Raw genomic sequence first — 17,094 nt, forward strand, 5'->3', positions numbered from 1 at the left:
CGGGCGCGCCTTTTTTGTGACCACATCGCGAGCGCCCCGTCATGCGTGACATCCCTCCTTGCCCGTGCCAGATTGTGCCCGCCAATATCCGGGGGGGACATCATGGTTTCGGTCAGGGAACAGTATGACACCTATCCATATCCAGAGCGTGATCCGGCGGATGAGGCACACCGACTGATCACCGGTTCTCCGTCCCACCCCCTTGAAATCGATCACTTTCTCTTTCAGGGTAGGCACGACTGGTCGCAGCCTTTTCGCGCGCTTGTCGCCGGGGGCGGGACCGGCGACGGGCTAATCCAGCTGGCGCAGGTTCTGACCAGCGCCGGGCGCCCCTACGAAATCACCTATCTTGACCTGTCGACAACCGCCCGTGAGGTGGCCGAGGCGCGGGCAAAGGCACGCGGCCTGACCGGTATTACCTTTGTCACAGGTTCGCTGCTGGATGCGCCGGACCATGGCCAATTCGACTATATCGATTGCTGCGGTGTGCTGCATCATCTGCCCGATCCGGGTGCGGGGTTCGCGGCTCTGCGCAGCGCGCTCGCGCCCGGCGGCGGGATGGGTTTCATGGTCTATGCGCCTTATGGGCGGTCCGGCGTCTATCCCCTGCAGGAGGCATTCGGGGTATTGCTGGGCGGGATGACGGCTGCGGCGCGTCTGGAAGCGGCGCGCGGTCTGGTCGAGGCGTTGCCTCAGGGGCATCCGTTCCGCACCAACCCGAATCTCAGCGACCATCTGCAAAGTGATGCCGGGTTCTATGACCTGCTGCTGCATTCGCAGGACCGCGCCTACGACGTGGCTGACCTGAGCGCCGTTCTGGCGGATACCGGATGGGCGCTGCTGTCCTTTGCTACGCCAGCCCTCTACGATCTGGGGCGGATTGCGCCCGTGCCAGCGGGGGTGGATAAGGTCAGCGCCTGGGGAATTGCGGAAAAGCTGCACGGGACCATCAAGATGCACGTGGGTTACGCGGTGCCAGATGATGACGTGCGCGCGGTGGCCTGCGGGCGTGATCGCAGTCTCGTGCCGCATCTGCGCGGGGTGGGGGCGACGGCTTTGGGGCGGGCGGTGGCGCAGGGCAAGGCCGTACCGGTGCGGATGGGACAGAATGCAACCACTCTGAACTTGCCAGCCAATATGGGCCGGGCGCTGTCAGCCGTAGATGGCCGCCGCAGCATTGCGCAGATCGCCGCCCTTTCGGGTTTGGATCCCATCGCCTTTGGCGCGGGCTGGGGGCAAGTGGAAGGCGAGCTTTGCGACTGGGGGCTGATGCTCTATTCCGGGCTGGGTGCCTGAGGCGGTATGAACTACAGAACGACAATGTCTGCCCGAACATAAACGTGTATGCAACCTGCTCCGAGGGCGTTCAATGGGATCTGCACACAACGTGCTGGCGCTTCCTGCCGCGTTGGTAGAATGCGGTGGCAGGTGGCCTGCGGCTGATCGATGTGCGCGCCGAAGCGATTGCCGAAAAGCCTTCGTTCAAGCAAGATCGCCTGCCGCCAGAGGCCCCGCGTCATCCCGGGAGGCAGGTTTTATGAATGAAGGATACTCGCGGGAAGCGGCTGCCTTCGTAGATCCATCTCGCGAACAGCAATGCCCGGTCCTGCGCAGGAGGGGGGAGCTGGCAGCAGCGTGGTGGGGATGTTCAGCAAATCCGGATCTGCGACATCGTGGCGACCCGCGGACAATCAGCCGATGCCGCCGATCCTCGTTGGGGATGACTGACTGAGGCATAGAAATGCGCGGTAGTGATGATCAGGCCGCGGTCAGAAGGTTGTCCGACGTTTCGCGGCGTCCGTCCGAAAATCGTTCTGAACTATGTGAGTGGCACCGGTCTGACGGAACCACCACCACGGCCATGATCGGGACATACAAAAAGTGTCCATGGCGGTCACCGTTGCTCGACTAATTTTTCTTGGAATCTTCGTGTACTCGGTATGGTTTGTACTTTGATAATCCTTCCGCAGGTCCGAAACATTTTTAGCCTGCAGGATGAGGTTTAGAATGACGAAGAACGGACAATGTAGGCGATGTGCGCGCGTCGGCTCACGAGAAGCAATGCCATAAAGGCGCCAAGCATAAGCAGTAGCCCCGCAGGTAGCGGGACCGGTGAAATGATTGGTATATCTCCGCCTTTTGGATCTGTCGGCGTGGGGGTCTTGATCGTCGGCGGCACAGATCCCGGTGTCGTGATTATAACGGGTGGGTTTTCCGTCGGGGGTATTGAGGTCGGTGATCTGCCGCCTGATCGACCGGGTCTCAAGTCACCGGATGTTGCGCGGGTGACACCGCTAGGGCCGTACAAGGACGGCGAAAGCCCTGCGAGTTCGGGGACGAAACCGGTCGCGTCGGGAAACATATCCAGCATATCCCCTCCGAGGCATGGACCAATGGTGAACGCTCCATCTTCCGTGGGGCTGCTGCAGATGTGAATTTCGGCGGAGCCAAGGCAGCCTTTTACGTCATTCGCGGCAGTAGGGACGTTGGAATCCGCCGCGCGGCTGAGCCGGGCCGACTGCCAGAATTCTCCGAAATCTCCGTCAAAGATTCCGGGAATGTAGGCGCGCCCAAGCGTTCCATCCTCGTTGAAGGCCACAAAAATCTTGTCGGTCTGGGAATAGAAGCCAGTTACCGATTCCAGCTTGGCCAAATGCAGAAGGCCAGGTTCGTCATCCATGCGACAAGCGCGCAGGTCTGGCAAGGTTGCCAATGGAGTCGTTTCGGGGTCAGCCGTGAAGTGCAGCCTGATGACGTTATCAACCTCCGCGTCCAGTTCGCTGCCGGATGGCAAGTCGAGAGCGCAAGCCTCAAGGGCCGCGAGATCTGGTGCGAGAAGAGTGTCAGAGACAGAGTGCCCGGTATCAAGCGATACACTGGACAGCGTCGCTACGACGCCGTCGCGGAATGCCGCCGCTATGAGCACAGCCGTGTCACCCGTCATCAACAGGCTATCGGTGCTTTTTTCGAGCGATTCCTGCAGATCCAGAACGCGGTCCTTCAGGGCGAGAATAATGGGAGTGCCTTCCGCGACGCTGTATTTCAGCTGAATCCGGAAAGAAATTTCGCCTGCTTCCGTAGCAACCGCCTGCACTGATGTGGCAGGGCTGCGCACGATTCGGTCAAAGTCGAGCTGATCGCCCTTCGCGTCGAGATAGACGGAGTTTTCGATCTCGATCCGCTGGCTGACGACGCAGGATTTTGTGTCATGTGTCGTCACGACCGAGGCACCACTGGGCAGGAACTGCTGATGTACAGGCTCACCAAGATTTTGCGACAATGGGTCGACGCCTGTCAACACGGCGGCCTGTGCTGCAGACGTGGAAAGGCAAAGCAGAACCTGCGCAATCATTGTCACAACGGGGCGGGTGAAGAGGGGCATACTACCGGCGTCTCACAAACATCTAACGTTTTACTCTGCCCAAAACTGAATTCCGCCCCACTTGCTTTTCGCTTTGTGGGCATGGTGACGCCGGAAATTTGGACACATCCGGGCACTGCAAGGCCTTCACGTCGCGGGCAAAGAGGTCGCCGTTGTCATGAAAGCCCGTATATTCTTAAAAAACGCCTAAGAACAACTGACTTGAGTCTTCTGGGCGTTCTTTTCAACCTCCGCCGTTTTATATAGAGCGAAGTCTTTTGTTTTGCTGGTGCTGGGTACAACCGATTGGCTTGCCTGCGCCGATTTAGAAGATGACCGGAAACATCGCTGTTCCTGGCATTTGGCTTTAAGGGACTGATGCGCTTTGGCACAAATCAGTAATATTAACCCTTCAACGCACGGTGAAGTGTATAGTTCCAGACTACCTCTAGTACTTTGCCGCACACGCCGCTGGCAAGGAGATTTATAACGTTGCACATTGGCTGCGGTTTCCCTGCAACATGGCTAAGCTTCAAAGAACATGTAAATGTCCGGTAGTCAAAAGTTTTATCGTGTTTTGGTAAATGCCAATGATGGAACCTTGCCTGTTTTAAATCCCGCAAATGTGGTGTAATGGCGTTCAATCTGAGACGTGACGCCATGACTCCGGCGCATGACATGATGAAAGGAGTCGGCGGCAATGGGGCCGCCATTTGCATCGGGAGACCCGGAGGGCCGGGAGTGCTCCCTTACAGGATACGCTAGATGTTCAATGTGACAACGAAATCAATGCAGTGGGGCGAAGAGACGCTTACACTGGAAACGGGCAAGGTTGCCCGTCAGGCCGACGGCTCGGTCATCGCCACTCTGGGCGAGACCTCTGTCATGGCCAACGTGACCTTTGCCAAGAAGGCGAAAGAAGGTCAGGACTTTTTTCCGCTGACAGTCCACTACCAGGAAAAATACTATGCCGCCGGTAAAGTGCCAGGCGGTTTCTTCAAGCGCGAGGCGCGGCCGACCGAAAAAGAGACGCTGACTGCGCGTCTGATTGACCGTCCGATTCGCCCGCTGTTCGTACCCGGCTTCAAGAACGAAGTCCTGGTGATGTGCACCGTGCTGAGCCACGACCTCGTCAACGACCCGGACATGGTTGCGATGATCGCCGCCTCTGCTGCGCTGACCATTTCTGGCGCGCCCTTCATGGGGCCGATCGCTGGCTGCCGCGTGGGTTATTCGGATGGCGAATACATCCTGAACCCCGAAATCGACGACATGCACAAGCTGAAGGACAACCCCGATCAACGCCTTGATCTGGTCGTCGCCGGCACCAAAGACGCCGTGATGATGGTCGAATCCGAAGCTTACGAGCTGACCGAGGAAGAAATGCTGGGCGCTGTGAAATTCGCGCACGAGCAGATCCAGCCGGTTGTGGACCTGATCATCTCGCTGGCAGAAGCCTGCGCCAAAGAGCCCTTCGATTTCCAAGCCCCGGATTATTCGGAGTTGTTTGACGTCGTCAAGGCCGCTGGCGAGGACAAGATCCGCGCCGCTTATGCGATCATGGACAAGCAGGAGCGTACGACCGCCCTGTCCGACGCCAAGACCGCGATCAAAGCAGCCCTGAACGAAGAGCAGCTTGCTGATGCCAATCTTGGCTCGGCGATGAAGAAGCTTGAAGCCAACATTCTGCGCGGCGACGTGGTCAAGACCGGCAAGCGGATCGATGGCCGTGCACTGGATACCGTGCGCCCGATCGTATGCGAAACCGGCCTGCTGCCGCGGACGCATGGTTCGGCTCTGTTCACCCGTGGCGAAACCCAAGGTCTGGTTGTGACCACTCTGGGCACCGGGGACGACGAGCAGATGATCGACAGCCTGCAGGGCATGTACAAGTCGAACTTCCTGCTGCACTACAACTTTCCCCCGTATTCGGTGGGCGAAGCTGGTCGCGTTGGACCTCCGGGACGTCGTGAAATCGGCCATGGCAAGCTCGCATGGCGCGCGCTGCAGGCTGTTCTGCCGGCTGCCACCGATTTCCCCTACACCATCCGCGTCGTGTCCGAGATCACCGAATCCAACGGCTCTTCGTCGATGGCATCGGTCTGCGGCGGTTCGCTGTCGATGATGGACGCGGGTGTTCCGCTCAAGTCCGCTGTCGCTGGCGTCGCGATGGGTCTGATCCTCGAAGAGGATGGTTCCTACGCGGTTCTGACCGACATCCTGGGCGACGAAGATCACCTTGGTGACATGGACTTCAAGGTTGCCGGCACCGAGGCAGGGATCACATCGCTGCAGATGGACATCAAGATCGCTGGCATCACGCCCGAGATCATGGAAAAGGCGCTAGCGCAGGCCAAGGCCGGTCGTCTGCACATCCTTGGTGAAATGTCGAAGGCCCTGAGCGGCGCGCAGGAATTCAGCGTCCATGCCCCGCGCATCGAGACGATGCAGATCCCCACCGACAAGATTCGGGAAGTCATCGGATCGGGCGGCAAGGTCATCCGCGAGATCGTCGAACTGTCGGGTGCCAAGGTTGACATCAATGACGAAGGCATCATCAAGATCGCATCGCCCAACGGCGAAGCCATCAAGAAAGCCTACGACATGATCTGGTCCATCGTGGCCGAGCCGGAAGAGGGCAAGGTCTATGACGGCAAGGTCGTGAAGATCGTCGATTTCGGTGCCTTCGTGAACTTTTTTGGCAAGCGCGACGGTCTGGTGCACGTGTCCCAGATCGAAAACCGCCGCCTGAACCATCCATCGGATGTGCTCAAGGAAGGTCAGGACGTGAAGGTCAAGCTTCTGGGCTTTGACGATCGCGGCAAGGTCCGCCTGTCGATGAAGGTCGTCAACCAGGAGACTGGTGAAGAGTTGACCGCCGAGCAGCAGAAAGAAGCTGCTGAAGGCTGATCTCGCCTTATTGTGAAAATAGAAAAGCCCCCGCCGATGTGCGGGGGCTTTTGCGTTCTGGCGTGGCCGACTTGAGGACGTTCATGTAATGCGCGCGCGACTTGGCAGGGTCTGGTGCTCGGACAAACTTGCCATCTGTCAGCCGGAGCGCATACCCTTTGCCTGACTTGAGGATAGGGAAAAACACAATGGATGAAGCGGTGAATCTGGCGGCAAAGCTGTCCACATTCGATGAGACGTGGTCGCCTCGAACTGTCGCAGAGTTCAACGGTCATGACGTTATGGTCGTCAAAGTCGAGGGTGAATTCAAATGGCATTCACATCCCGATACGGATGATTTCTTTCTTGTCTTGTACGGCGAAATTGACATCCAGCTTCGGGATCAAGTCGTCAGTTTGAAGGCCGGAGAAATGTTCATCGTGCCGAAAGGTGTAGAACACTGCCCGTTTGCTCGGAAAGAGGCACATCTTTTGCTGATTGAGCCGACCGGCACCCCTAACACTGGTGATACCGCGACAGCTGCCGATCGTAAAACAATCTGAACGAATACCGTCGAAGAGCCAAAGCCGCGATCTGGCCGGACAAAAAAAGGCCCGGGCAAAGCCCGGGCCAGTCCAACAGGGAGGTGCATGCGATAACCCGCACATGCAACGGGATCCGGTATTCAACGCTTGATGGTCATATAGGTTCCACCAATCGAAAGAAAAACTGCGACCTTAGGACACAAGCCGATATCCGCCTGACTCCGTCACAAGGAGTCGGGCATTCGACGGGTCCGGCTCGATCTTCTGGCGCAGGCGGTAGATGTGAGTTTCCAGCGTGTGAGTGGTCACCCCGGCGTTGTATCCCCAGACCTCGTGCAGCAGGACATCACGCGCCACGATTCCATCGGTCGAACGGTATAGAAACTTGAGGATATTCGTCTCTTTTTCGGTCAGGCGTATCTTCTTGTCATCATCGGTGATCAGCAGCTTCAACGACGGTTTGAACGTGTACGGCCCGAGTGTGAACACGGCATCCTCGGACTGTTCATGCTGACGCAGCTGGGCGCGGATGCGGGCCAGAAGGACCGGAAATTTGAATGGTTTTGTGACGTAGTCGTTTGCGCCGGCGTCCAGACCAAGGATTGTGTCGGCATCTGAATCATGGCCGGTCAGCATCAGGATCGGTGACTTGACGCCCTGCTTGCGCAGCAGTCGGCACAGCTCGCGGCCATCCGTGTCGGGCAGGCCGACATCGAGGATGATCAGATCGTAATTCTGTTCCTTGGCGCGGCTCATCGCCCCGACGCCATTCTCGGCCTCAAAGACCTCGAAGTCCTCGGTCATGATCAGCTGCTCGGCGAGCGCCTCGCGCAGGTCGTCGTCGTCATCGACCAGCAGGATGTTCTTGAGTTGCGCCATGTTGCCTTCTCCTTGTGTTGTGATGCAAATGTGATGTGCGGGCCGCAAGGACAAGTTTTGCTGCAAGGCTCTCACGGGCTCGTGTTTCAGCGGGGCAAATATTACAGATTTAGCGCCCAATGTTGCAGGTGGGCCGAGGCACGAGGCGACAGCATGAGCTTTCAACCCGATCTGACCGAGGTTCTGGCCCGCGCCCGCGCGGATCTGCGCATGGGGGTGCCGGTGGTGCTGTGTACAGCGCGTGCCTCTGTTCTGGTACTGGCGGTCGAGACGCTGACAGCGCAGCGGCTGAAGGACGTTCACAGCCTGGGGGTGTCGGCGGATCTGGCTTTAACCCAGCGGCGTGCCGAGACGCTGAAGGTCCGGGCCTACGACGGCGATCTGGCGCGGGTGCTGCTGCCGATCGATTCCGGTTTGGCCTGGGTTCAGGGGCTGGCGGATCCGGCGGATGATCTTTCTGCGCCGATGAAAGGCCCATTCCAAAGCCGTCGCGAAGGTTCTGCAGAGCTGCACCGACTGGCGCTGACCCTGATCAAGAGCGCCCGGCTGCTGCCTGCCGCTGTGGTGGTCCCGCTTGAGGATGGCGCAGGGTTTGCCCGCGCGCATGATCTGGGGGTGATCGACGCGACAGTTGCCGCCCCGCATCTGTTGACACTGAGCGCGCTGAACCGGGTGATCTCCGCGCGTGTCCCTTTGCGGGCAGCCCGCGATGCACGCCTGCACATCTTTCGGCCCGAAGATGGGTCGGACGAACATTATGCCATCGAGATTGGCCGCCCGGACCGCGCGGCCCCGGTTCTGGCGCGGTTGCATTCGGCTTGTTTTACCGGCGATCTGCTTGGTTCTCTGAAATGCGACTGTGGTCCGCAACTGAACGCGGCGCTGGCGCAGATGGGACAGGAGGGGGCCGGAGTGCTCCTTTATCTCAACCAGGAGGGGCGGGGGATCGGCCTTGCGAACAAGATGCGCGCCTACAGCCTGCAGGATCAGGGTTTCGACACGGTCGAGGCCAATCACCGGCTGGGGTTCGAGGATGACGAACGGGATTTTCGGCTGGGCGCGCAGATCCTGCGGCGGATGGGCTTTGATCAGGTGCGGCTGCTGACCAACAATCCGCGCAAGATCGAAATGATGCGCGCCTGTGACATCAAGGTGACCGAACGGGTGCCGCTGAAGGTGGGCGAGAACCCATATAACGAGGCCTATCTTGCGACGAAGGCGGCCAAATCCGGGCACCTGCTGTAGGTGTGTCGACCCGGTCGGCAAAATCGCACATAGGCTGCGCATGGATTGGCCTCTTGCATGGCATCACACGCGGCTTAACTTTTGGGGCAAAAGAAGGACTGCGCGCATGAAATATTCCGTTCTCGATCTCGCCCCGGTGCCCGAAGGCTCTGATGCCTCGGACGCGTTGCGCAATACCGGCGAACTCGCCCGCCATGCCGAAGCTTTGGGGTATCACCGCTATTGGCTGGCCGAACATCATAACATGAAGGGTATCGCGAGCGCTGCGACTTCGGTTCTGATCGGGTACGTGGCTGGATTGACCAACACGATGCGGATCGGGGCCGGGGGGATCATGCTGCCGAACCATGCGCCGCTGGCCGTGGCAGAACAGTTTGGTACGCTGGCCACGCTTTACTCCGATCGGATCGATCTGGGCCTGGGACGTGCGCCCGGTGGTGACATGGCGGTGATGCGCGCGCTGCGTCTGCGACAGGAGGCGAGCGATCGCTTCCCGGATGACGTGGCAGAACTACTCAGCTATTTCGGCCCCGAATTACCCAATGCGCCCGTCGCGGCGCATCCCGGGCAGGGGACGAACGTGCCCCTCTGGATTCTGGGATCGTCGCTTTACGGCGCGCAGGTGGCTGCCCATTTCGGGCTGCCTTATGCCTTTGCCTCGCACTTTGCGCCTGCTGCACTTGAACAGGCGGCCGAGATTTACCGCGCGAAGTTCCAGCCGTCTGAGACGCTGGAAAAGCCGCATTTCATGCTGGCGGTGAATGTCTTTGCCGCCGACACGGATGCTGAGGGTATCAGGCTGCGAACCTCGATGCAGCAGGCGTTTTACCGGCTGCGCACGGGCACGCCCGGCAAGCTTCCGCGCCCTGTCGATCGGATCGAGGATGCGATTCCAGCAAACGCGATGCCAGCAGTGAACGAGGCGCTGCGGATCACCGCGGTCGGCAGCCCCGAAACGGTGCGTCGCCAGCTGGGGGATCTGATCACGCAGCACCGCCCGGATGAAGTCATCCTGACCGGCCAGATTCATGACCACAAGGCGCGTTTACGCTCCTTTGAGATCGCGGCAGAGGCATTGCAGGGACTGAACGAAAGCCTGGCCGCGTGACCCATGAGGATCTGGTCCTGACGCAGCGCGGCCTGCGATTTCAGGGGCGTCTGTGGCCCTGCAGCATAGGGCGGGGCGGCGTTTCGACACATAAGGTCGAAGGTGACGGTGCGACCCCGGTTGGCGTGCACCGTATCGTCGGGATGCTGTACCGGCCTGATCGCATGGCGCCGCCGACCGACTGGGCCGTGCCGATCCTGCCCGGCGATCTGTGGTCGGACGATGCAGAACACGAGGATTACAACCAGATGGTCCGCGTGCCCTATCCACACAGTCATGAAAGACTGCGGCGGGCGGACCCGTTGTATGATCTTGTTTTGTTGACGGATTGGAACTGGCCCCACGCGGTCAAGGGGCGCGGTTCGGCGATCTTTCTGCACCAGCAGCGGCGCAAGGGCTTTCCCACCGAAGGCTGCATCGCCTTTGCTCGCGCGGACCTGCTGCGCATTGCGCGGAGAATTGGATTGGGCAGCCGGGTGATCGTGCCAGAGGGGCTGGCCTGATCGGGGTGTAAGCTTCGAGCTGCGGGAGCGGAGTAAATTGGCCACGCACCCGCCCGAATCTTATGCACACCGCCCACTGGGCGGTGTGTGTCACATGATACAACGGTCTCAGGCCGCCACGGCGCCCCATGCCAGGCCGGCGAGGACTGCCCCAGCCACTGCGAACCCGAGATAGGCCGCAAAGACCCGGGGTCTCACCAGTGCCCAGACTGCCAGAGCTGCCGGGATACAGCTGACCCCGCCCGCGATGACAAAGCTCATGGCCGCGCCCTGCGACATGCCCTGCGCAAGCAACGCATCGACCAGCGGCACGGCGGCGTATCCGTTGAGATAGGCAGGCGCACCAACCAAAGCCCCGAGCAGGATCGGCATGATCCCGGTGCCACCCAGCACTCCGGCGATCCATTCCGCAGGGACGTAGTGGATCATTACCGCCTCGACGACATAGGCCAGCGTCAGCCATTTCACCAGAAAGAGCGCATTGCTGACACCGGTTTCGCGGAAGGCTGCACGTCGTTCGGGTTCCTGCCAGAAACGCCACACGGGCACCCCACGGAACGGTTTGCGCGAACCACAGCAGCTACCCGACGGCGTTTCGGCCCGCAGCGGATCACGGAACACCGGACTTTGCGCAAAGGCCATGGTGCCGAGGCCGCCGAGCAGACCGATGCCCACCGCAGAGATGGTCTTGGCCATGGCGAAATCCCAACCTAGCGTTCCGCTGGTGATGAGGAACATCGCCGGGTCCATCAGCGGCGAAGCGAGCCAGAAGGCCATGACCGCGCTCAGCGGCGCGCCGACTGCCAGCAGGGCAGCGATAAAGGGAATTACCTCGCAGGAGCAGAAGGGCGACAGGCCCCCCAGCAACGCCGCGAACAGGATCATCCGCGTCTCGCGCCCCTCAAACGCGCGGGCCAGCAGGCTCTCGGCACCGGTGGCCTTCAGGTACGCGACAGCGAGCACGGCAAACAGAATGAAGGGCGCGGTGTTCCAGAGCGCCGTGACAGTGAAGCCGACTGTGGGCCAGAACTGGGCGTTGTCCAGCAGCGCGATCACCGCCAGTATCAATGCCGCCGCAAGCCAGGGCTTGCTGAGCGGTGGCAAACGGCGCGGGGCCGGGTTCGTGATGTCAGCCATGGTCACATTCCTTGTGGGTATCGGATTGGGTATCGGTGCTGCAGTCCGGGCAATCGGCACAGCAGTTGCGTAGAAGAAAGGCAGAGAGTTCCTGTAGCTGGTCATAGGCCACGGCGGCGCAGATGATGCTGCGGCCCTGCCTTTCCTGCGCGATCAGCCCGGCCTGAGCGAGGATGCGCAGATGATGGGTCAGCGTCGATCCGGTCACGCCCGAACGGGTCCCAAGCTCTCCGATGCTCAGCCCTTGCGGCCCGGCGCGCACCAGCACACGCAATACAGAGAGGCGCTGTTCCGAACCGAGCGCGGCAAAGATCGAAGCCGCAACTTCGAGCGGAAATTCGTTGGTGTCGGTGGTTTGGGGAGATTCTATTTTCATATTTCTATGATTATCGAAATGACGGAGCCGCGCAAGCATTATTTCGATATTTATAGAAATGAACGGGCGTCGTCGTCCCTGCACTTCTCCGCATCGACACGTGGAATATGCATTTCAGGCCAACAAAGACTCCAGCCCGTCGTCTTCTATGGCGGTGTGTGACTTAGCGCTGGGGTCGGGTTGATTGCATGCCGCCGCGCAAAGCCTTATGCGGGACAGGCTGCCAGAAACGAGGTTCTCAATGTCACGACTCCTGCTGTGCCTTGCCTTTGTCCTTGGACTCTCCGCCTGCGCCGATGGTGCCCGCGACCTGCGCAAACCGGTTGAACCGATTGGCAATTTCAAGCTGGGTCATGCCATTGTCGTCGCACCCAACATCGTGCAGGGGCCTGCATCCCGTGATGCCACGGCCGAAGAATGGATTGCCGGGGTCGATGCAGCATTGGAAGAGCGTTTCCGTCGCTATGAAGGTGACAAATTCTACCACATCGGGGTCAGTGTCGAAGGCTTTGTCCTCGCCTTGCCCGGCGTGCCATTGGTGTTCAATCCGAAATCCGTCGTGATCATCAAAGTCACCGTCTTTGATGACGCTAACGCGGCGAAGATGAACGAAGAACCCGAACAGATCACCGCGCTCGAAGCGGTTTCTGCCAAAACCGTGGTGGGCTCGGGCGTGACGCAGAGCAAGGAAGAGCAGTTGAAGCTGCTGTCCGACAACGTCTCGCTTCAGATCGAGAAATGGATGCGCCGAATGCAGCTCGAGGAAGGCTGGTTTGGCGGCCCGGATGCGGGTGTCGATGCCGCCGAGGCAGGCGTGGCGACAGCGGATGTACCATCGGCAATAATGTCGCCAGAGACCGAAAGGCCTGCGGCGACATCGGGACATACCGTAGCGGACCCGACCGTGCCGTTCTCTCCCATGATTGAAGCAGAGCCATCGGGCGTGTCCGGGTGAGGGATGGCCAAACCCAGGCATGTCATGCTTGATTTTTTGTGCCCGAGGCAATATCTCCCCCGCGATGTAAATCGGGCTGCACTGGCCCCCCAAAGCGCGAGGCATTTGCAAAGAGATGGCAAAGGCAAAGTTTGAACGTAACAAGCCGCACTGCAACATCGGCACGATTGGTCACGTTGACCACGGCAAGACGACGCTGACAGCTGCGATCACCAAGTATTTTGGTGACTTCAAGGACTACGACCAGATCGACGCAGCGCCGGAAGAAAAGGCTCGCGGGATCACGATCTCGACAGCACACGTCGAGTATGAGACCGAAAACCGTCACTACGCGCACGTTGACTGCCCCGGCCACGCCGACTACGTCAAGAACATGATCACCGGTGCGGCGCAGATGGACGGCGCAATCCTGGTTGTGAACGCGGCTGACGGCCCGATGCCCCAGACGCGCGAGCACATCCTGCTCGGCCGTCAGGTCGGTATCCCGTCGATGGTCGTCTTCATGAACAAAGTCGACCAGGTGGACGACGAAGAACTGCTCGAGCTGGTCGAAATGGAGATCCGTGAGCTCCTTTCGATGTACGACTACCCGGGCGACGATATCCCGATCATCGCAGGTTCGGCTCTGGCCGCCCTCGAAGGCCGTGACGCCAACATCGGCGAAGACAAGATCCGCGAACTGATGGCGGCAGTCGACTCCTACATCCCGCAGCCCGCACGTGCCGTGGACCAGCCCTTCCTGATGCCGATCGAAGACGTTTTCTCGATCTCGGGTCGTGGTACGGTTGTGACCGGTCGTATCGAGCGTGGCGTTGTAAACGTCGGCGACGAACTGGAAATCGTGGGCATCCGCGACACCAAGAAGACCACCTGTACCGGCGTTGAAATGTTCCGCAAGCTGCTGGATCGCGGGGAGGCGGGCGACAACATCGGCGCGCTTCTGCGTGGTATCGAGCGTGAGGGCGTTGAGCGCGGTCAGGTTCTGTGCAAGCCGAAGTCGGTTCTGCCGCACACCAAGTTCGAAGCCGAAGCTTATATCCTCACCAAAGAGGAAGGTGGCCGTCACACACCGTTCTTCGCGAACTACCGCCCCCAGTTCTACTTCCGTACAACGGACGTGACCGGCACGGTTATGCTACCCGAAGGCACCGAAATGGTAATGCCGGGTGACAACCTGAAATTCAACGTCGAGCTGATCGCACCGATCGCGATGGAAGACAAACTGCGCTTCGCCATCCGCGAAGGCGGCCGCACTGTCGGTTCCGGCGTCGTCTCCAAAATCATCGAGTGATTTGGGAGCGGCAGGGGCGGCGTGATCTGGAAAGATCACGCGAACCTTGCCCTTGGAGATTGCTGTTTCCAAGTCCCTGGAACGCCTGACTATGCCAAAGGCCCCGGACTTCGGTCCGGGACCTTTTTTGTCCGTGTCACAAGCTGGATTAAGGTGAAGTGACCTTAATCCGCAAAAGTGAAAAGGCCGCCTCGGGAAGAGGCGGCCTTTTCGGTTTGGCCGTCTCGCGCTGTAGCAAGGGCGCGGGACGGCGACTTTCACATGAGTGAACAGTCATGGATTAGTTGACGAAGTGCTGGATCAAAGCACGCTGTGTACCTTCGGAATCGCTGGAGCTGGTGATGTTCAGCAGGGTGCTGACCTGTGCGTCTGTCAGCGCCGCGACGTCGATGTTCGGTGCGTAGCGATCAAGGATCGCGGTCTCGGCAGGGGTGGCAGCAGATGCGGCACCGGCCAGAGTGGACAGGGCAAGAGCGGAGAAGAGGATAGTGCGTTTCATTTTCATGTTCCTAATTTGGGAGAGTTGCGGATTTGAGGTCGATTATTTGACGAGGTGCTGGATCAAAGCGCGCTGCACGCCTTCGGAATCGCCGGAGCTGGTGATGTTCAGCAGGGTGCTGACCTGAGCGTTTGTCAGTGTGGAGACGTCGATGTTCGGCGCGTAGCGATCAAGGATCGCAGTGTCGGCAGAGGTGGCCGCAGAGGCGGCACCGGCCAGAGTGGACAGGGCAAGAGCGGAGATGAGGATAGTGCGTTTCATTTTCGTAGTCCTTGGTATTGTGGCCCGTGGGGCCGGTTGTGTGTGTCGGCATTTGCTTCCGATGAGTGTCAGATAGGGAGCCCGATGCGCGGTGTGAAATCACGAAATGCGCGCGCATGATCACGCGCTTTTGTGCTTGATATAAAAGGATTAAATACGCCTATTGTGCGCTCATGCACAGGCAAGGTGCGGGGCTTATTCACAAGGCGTTGGAGGCTGCAAAAGCCAATTTGTCTTGCTCTCGGTTCGCGTGAGGACAGTGCGCGCCAAGTCGTTGACATGGTGGGACACAAAGACGTGAGCAGCCGATTTGCCTTGTCTTGGGGGCTACCGGACTGCCGAGAAGGGGCAAAATGCCTAACGAGCGAGCCCAATTCGGCAGACATGCCTGCCGTTTTGGCGAGGATCCAGCTGCCCTGCATGCGGCCGGGTGGACTGATAGTAAAAGGTCAGGAGAGGGATTGCAGCAGAACGACCGAAAGGCTCTTGATTTCACCTGACGGTTGGCTTAGTCCACGCCTCGGCGATAGGGGTATAGCTCAGTTGGTAGAGCGACGGTCTCCAAAACCGTAGGTCCCGGGTTCGAGTCCCTGTGCCCCTGCCAGTTCATAACAGTTCGAAGAAGATTCCCGATGTCGGGGCAGCTTGCCACTGGCTGTGCCGAAATCCGGGGTGGGTTTGGGTGCGGGCACCAGAGGGGTATCCAAGGGCCGCAATCGCGACCGATTGAGAGCGCTTCCCCCAATATGCCACCACGTTGCCAGCGACGCATGATAAGCACCGTCAGGACCTTGCCTGTGGAAAAATATGGCCAAGCATCGGCCTCGGGCCACCATCACGCATGGACCCAGTGCCGAGCACATAAAAAAGGGGCCATCCGAAGATGACCCCCATGAGGTAATTGTCCGCCCATTCCTGTGATCACGACTAATTACTGCGATCACAGGGAACGGGGGCGCCTTATTTGAACACGTTTTGGATCTTTTCCTCGATTTCAGTGTCGTTGCCGCCGCGGTCGATGATCGCCAGAGCCATAATCAGCTGTGCTTCGGTCATCGTCTCGACTTTGACATCCGGAGCGTAGCGCGCCAGAATCGCTGCTTGGCCGACGGTTGCGGTGTTCGCTTCGCCCAGCGGTTTGCCGTCGTCCAGCAGGACACCTTTGACAATGTTCGCTGTATCCGAGCGATTCGAGCCGCTGCTGATGATGGACAAGGCCGAATCGAGCTGGGCTTGAGATACGGTGGTTAAATCCACACCCGGTGCGTAACGCTCGATTTCTGCACGCTGAGCTTCGGTCGGCATTGCTGGTGTGCCAACATGGGTGTGGGTGCTAAGGATCTGCTCCACCTGGCTTTTGACCTCGGACGGCGAACCGCCGTTGCTGATCGCCAGCATCGCAGAATCAATCTGTGCCTGAGTCAGCATGGAGTAATCGATGTTGTCGACATAGCGCCCAATCTCAGAACGCTGCGCTTCTGTCGGCACGGCTTCGGTCGGCATTTCGCCGCCGAGGGTCAGGATGGTGTTCAGTCCACTCAGTTTTTCGTCGTGGCTCAGGTCACTGTTGAGCACTTCGACCGACAGAGTCATCTGCTCTTCGGTCAGAGCGGAGGCATCAATCGAGGGCAGGAAGGCTTCGAGTTGCGCCTGTTCGGCACTGGTCGCGGCGAAGGCGGCAGTGGCCAGGCTTGTTGTCAGAGCGGTTGCGATCATGAAGCGTTTCATCGTGAACTCCTTGGTTGTTTGTTCCAGTCAACCTTCAGAACAATCTGTCTTGAGGCTGTATGGGTTAACAACCAGTTGGCCAGTCTTTCGTTCCAATAAAAAGGCTTTGTTTTCAGATATTACCGGGTCCATAGGCAATGGAATAATCCAATAACAAGGATGCGCGCGATGCATCAACGCGCCAATTGGTTCCGATGCGCGCAACAAGGTTGGATCACAAGATCGCGACGAAGTGGGGCTTTCGCACCGCGCGTGGCTAGGCCGGGGTGCTGGGCAGAGCCCGGCCCGAAACGGCGGCGCCGGTGCGGATGCACTTG

General features: G+C 59.3%; 15 protein-coding genes and 1 tRNA gene. 9 read left to right on the forward strand and 7 right to left on the reverse strand.

Annotation, left to right across the window (positions count from 1 at the left end; all coding sequences use genetic code 11):
* Positions 1-102: 102 nt before the first annotated feature.
* Complete coding sequence (locus CHB75_RS03440; protein ID WP_089269126.1) at positions 103-1,296, forward strand: class I SAM-dependent methyltransferase; 1,194 nt, start codon at positions 103-105, stop codon at positions 1,294-1,296.
* A 706-nt stretch (positions 1,297-2,002) separates the two neighbouring features.
* Here CHB75_RS03440 and CHB75_RS03445 read toward each other — a convergent pair.
* Positions 2,003-3,382 (reverse strand): hypothetical protein, encoded by a 1,380-nt coding sequence (locus tag CHB75_RS03445; RefSeq protein ID WP_089269127.1) that lies wholly within the window; start codon positions 3,380-3,382, stop codon positions 2,003-2,005.
* Positions 3,383-4,126: 744 nt separating this feature from the next.
* On the opposite strand from CHB75_RS03445, the gene pnp reads away from it, so the two are divergent.
* Together pnp and CHB75_RS03455 are read left to right on the forward strand one after the other, a co-directional pair.
* On the forward strand, positions 4,127-6,271 hold the full coding sequence (gene pnp / locus CHB75_RS03450; protein WP_089269128.1) for a polyribonucleotide nucleotidyltransferase: 2,145 nt from the start codon (positions 4,127-4,129) through the stop codon (positions 6,269-6,271).
* Between the two features lie 188 nt (positions 6,272-6,459).
* On the forward strand, positions 6,460-6,813 hold the full coding sequence (locus tag CHB75_RS03455; RefSeq protein WP_089269129.1) for a cupin domain-containing protein: 354 nt from the start codon (positions 6,460-6,462) through the stop codon (positions 6,811-6,813).
* 174 nt (positions 6,814-6,987) lie between these two features.
* Here the strand turns inward: CHB75_RS03455 and CHB75_RS03460 are convergent, their stop codons facing one another.
* The gene (locus CHB75_RS03460) at positions 6,988-7,674 is read right to left on the reverse strand and encodes a response regulator transcription factor (RefSeq protein ID WP_089269130.1); all 687 of its coding nucleotides are present in this window, start codon (positions 7,672-7,674) and stop codon (positions 6,988-6,990) included.
* A gap of 153 nt (positions 7,675-7,827) precedes the next feature.
* Here CHB75_RS03460 and ribA point away from each other — a divergent pair, with 153 nt between their 5' ends.
* The 3 genes from ribA to CHB75_RS03475 all read left to right on the forward strand — a co-directional run bounded on the left by ribA (position 7,828) and on the right by CHB75_RS03475 (position 10,530).
* A complete protein-coding gene (ribA, locus tag CHB75_RS03465) occupies positions 7,828-8,919 on the forward strand; it encodes a GTP cyclohydrolase II (protein ID WP_089269131.1) in 1,092 nt (363 codons plus the stop codon).
* A gap of 106 nt (positions 8,920-9,025) precedes the next feature.
* Positions 9,026-10,027 carry an LLM class flavin-dependent oxidoreductase gene (locus CHB75_RS03470; protein WP_089269132.1) on the forward strand — a complete coding sequence of 334 codons (1,002 nt, stop codon included), beginning with the start codon at positions 9,026-9,028 and terminating at the stop codon, positions 10,025-10,027.
* Positions 10,024-10,530, forward strand: coding sequence for a L,D-transpeptidase family protein (locus tag CHB75_RS03475; protein ID WP_089269133.1), 507 nt, complete (start codon positions 10,024-10,026; stop codon positions 10,528-10,530). Before CHB75_RS03470 ends, CHB75_RS03475 begins: the two co-directional genes overlap by 4 nt.
* A gap of 108 nt (positions 10,531-10,638) precedes the next feature.
* On the opposite strand, the gene CHB75_RS03480 is transcribed toward CHB75_RS03475, so the two are convergent.
* Complete coding sequence (locus CHB75_RS03480; protein ID WP_089269134.1) at positions 10,639-11,667, reverse strand: permease; 1,029 nt, start codon at positions 11,665-11,667, stop codon at positions 10,639-10,641.
* Positions 11,660-12,043, reverse strand: coding sequence for an ArsR/SmtB family transcription factor (locus tag CHB75_RS03485; protein ID WP_089269135.1), 384 nt, complete (start codon positions 12,041-12,043; stop codon positions 11,660-11,662). Before CHB75_RS03485 ends, CHB75_RS03480 begins: the two co-directional genes overlap by 8 nt.
* A gap of 241 nt (positions 12,044-12,284) precedes the next feature.
* Between CHB75_RS03485 and CHB75_RS03490 the strand changes: the two genes are divergently transcribed.
* A complete protein-coding gene (locus tag CHB75_RS03490; RefSeq protein WP_176439049.1) occupies positions 12,285-12,998 on the forward strand; it encodes a hypothetical protein in 714 nt (237 codons plus the stop codon).
* 115 nt (positions 12,999-13,113) lie between these two features.
* Positions 13,114-14,289, forward strand: a complete 1,176-nt coding sequence (gene tuf / locus CHB75_RS03495; protein ID WP_089269136.1) for an elongation factor Tu — start codon at positions 13,114-13,116, stop codon at positions 14,287-14,289.
* Between the two features lie 280 nt (positions 14,290-14,569).
* Here the strand turns inward: tuf and CHB75_RS03500 are convergent, their stop codons facing one another.
* Positions 14,570-14,788, reverse strand: a complete 219-nt coding sequence (locus CHB75_RS03500) for a hypothetical protein (protein WP_089269137.1) — start codon at positions 14,786-14,788, stop codon at positions 14,570-14,572.
* 42 nt (positions 14,789-14,830) lie between these two features.
* Complete coding sequence (locus CHB75_RS03505; protein ID WP_089269138.1) at positions 14,831-15,049, reverse strand: hypothetical protein; 219 nt, start codon at positions 15,047-15,049, stop codon at positions 14,831-14,833.
* A gap of 528 nt (positions 15,050-15,577) precedes the next feature.
* On the opposite strand from CHB75_RS03505, the gene CHB75_RS03510 reads away from it, so the two are divergent.
* Positions 15,578-15,653 (forward strand) — tRNA-Trp (locus tag CHB75_RS03510).
* A gap of 356 nt (positions 15,654-16,009) precedes the next feature.
* Here the strand turns inward: CHB75_RS03510 and CHB75_RS03515 are convergent.
* A complete protein-coding gene (locus tag CHB75_RS03515; RefSeq protein ID WP_089269139.1) occupies positions 16,010-16,777 on the reverse strand; it encodes a hypothetical protein in 768 nt (255 codons plus the stop codon).
* Positions 16,778-17,094 lie beyond the last annotated feature (317 nt).

Origin of the sequence: Puniceibacterium sediminis, from assembly GCF_900188035.1 — a bacterium.
GTDB lineage: Bacteria > Pseudomonadota > Alphaproteobacteria > Rhodobacterales > Rhodobacteraceae > Puniceibacterium > Puniceibacterium sediminis.

Bases quoted from the DNA above. Each gene is read 5' to 3' on its own strand.
- CHB75_RS03440 (WP_089269126.1), top strand. From the start codon at position 103: ATGGTTTCGGTCAGGGAACAGTATGACACCTATCCATATCCAGAGCGT.
- CHB75_RS03445 (WP_089269127.1), bottom strand. From the start codon at position 3,382: ATGCCCCTCTTCACCCGCCCCGTTGTGACAATGATTGCGCAGGTTCTG.
- pnp (WP_089269128.1), top strand. From the start codon at position 4,127: ATGTTCAATGTGACAACGAAATCAATGCAGTGGGGCGAAGAGACGCTT.
- CHB75_RS03455 (WP_089269129.1), top strand. From the start codon at position 6,460: ATGGATGAAGCGGTGAATCTGGCGGCAAAGCTGTCCACATTCGATGAG.
- CHB75_RS03460 (WP_089269130.1), bottom strand. From the start codon at position 7,674: ATGGCGCAACTCAAGAACATCCTGCTGGTCGATGACGACGACGACCTG.
- ribA (WP_089269131.1), top strand. From the start codon at position 7,828: ATGAGCTTTCAACCCGATCTGACCGAGGTTCTGGCCCGCGCCCGCGCG.
- CHB75_RS03470 (WP_089269132.1), top strand. From the start codon at position 9,026: ATGAAATATTCCGTTCTCGATCTCGCCCCGGTGCCCGAAGGCTCTGAT.
- CHB75_RS03480 (WP_089269134.1), bottom strand. From the start codon at position 11,667: ATGGCTGACATCACGAACCCGGCCCCGCGCCGTTTGCCACCGCTCAGC.
- CHB75_RS03485 (WP_089269135.1), bottom strand. From the start codon at position 12,043: ATGAAAATAGAATCTCCCCAAACCACCGACACCAACGAATTTCCGCTC.
- CHB75_RS03490 (WP_176439049.1), top strand. From the start codon at position 12,285: ATGTCACGACTCCTGCTGTGCCTTGCCTTTGTCCTTGGACTCTCCGCC.
- tuf (WP_089269136.1), top strand. From the start codon at position 13,114: ATGGCAAAGGCAAAGTTTGAACGTAACAAGCCGCACTGCAACATCGGC.
- CHB75_RS03500 (WP_089269137.1), bottom strand. From the start codon at position 14,788: ATGAAACGCACTATCCTCTTCTCCGCTCTTGCCCTGTCCACTCTGGCC.
- CHB75_RS03505 (WP_089269138.1), bottom strand. From the start codon at position 15,049: ATGAAACGCACTATCCTCATCTCCGCTCTTGCCCTGTCCACTCTGGCC.
- CHB75_RS03515 (WP_089269139.1), bottom strand. From the start codon at position 16,777: ATGAAACGCTTCATGATCGCAACCGCTCTGACAACAAGCCTGGCCACT.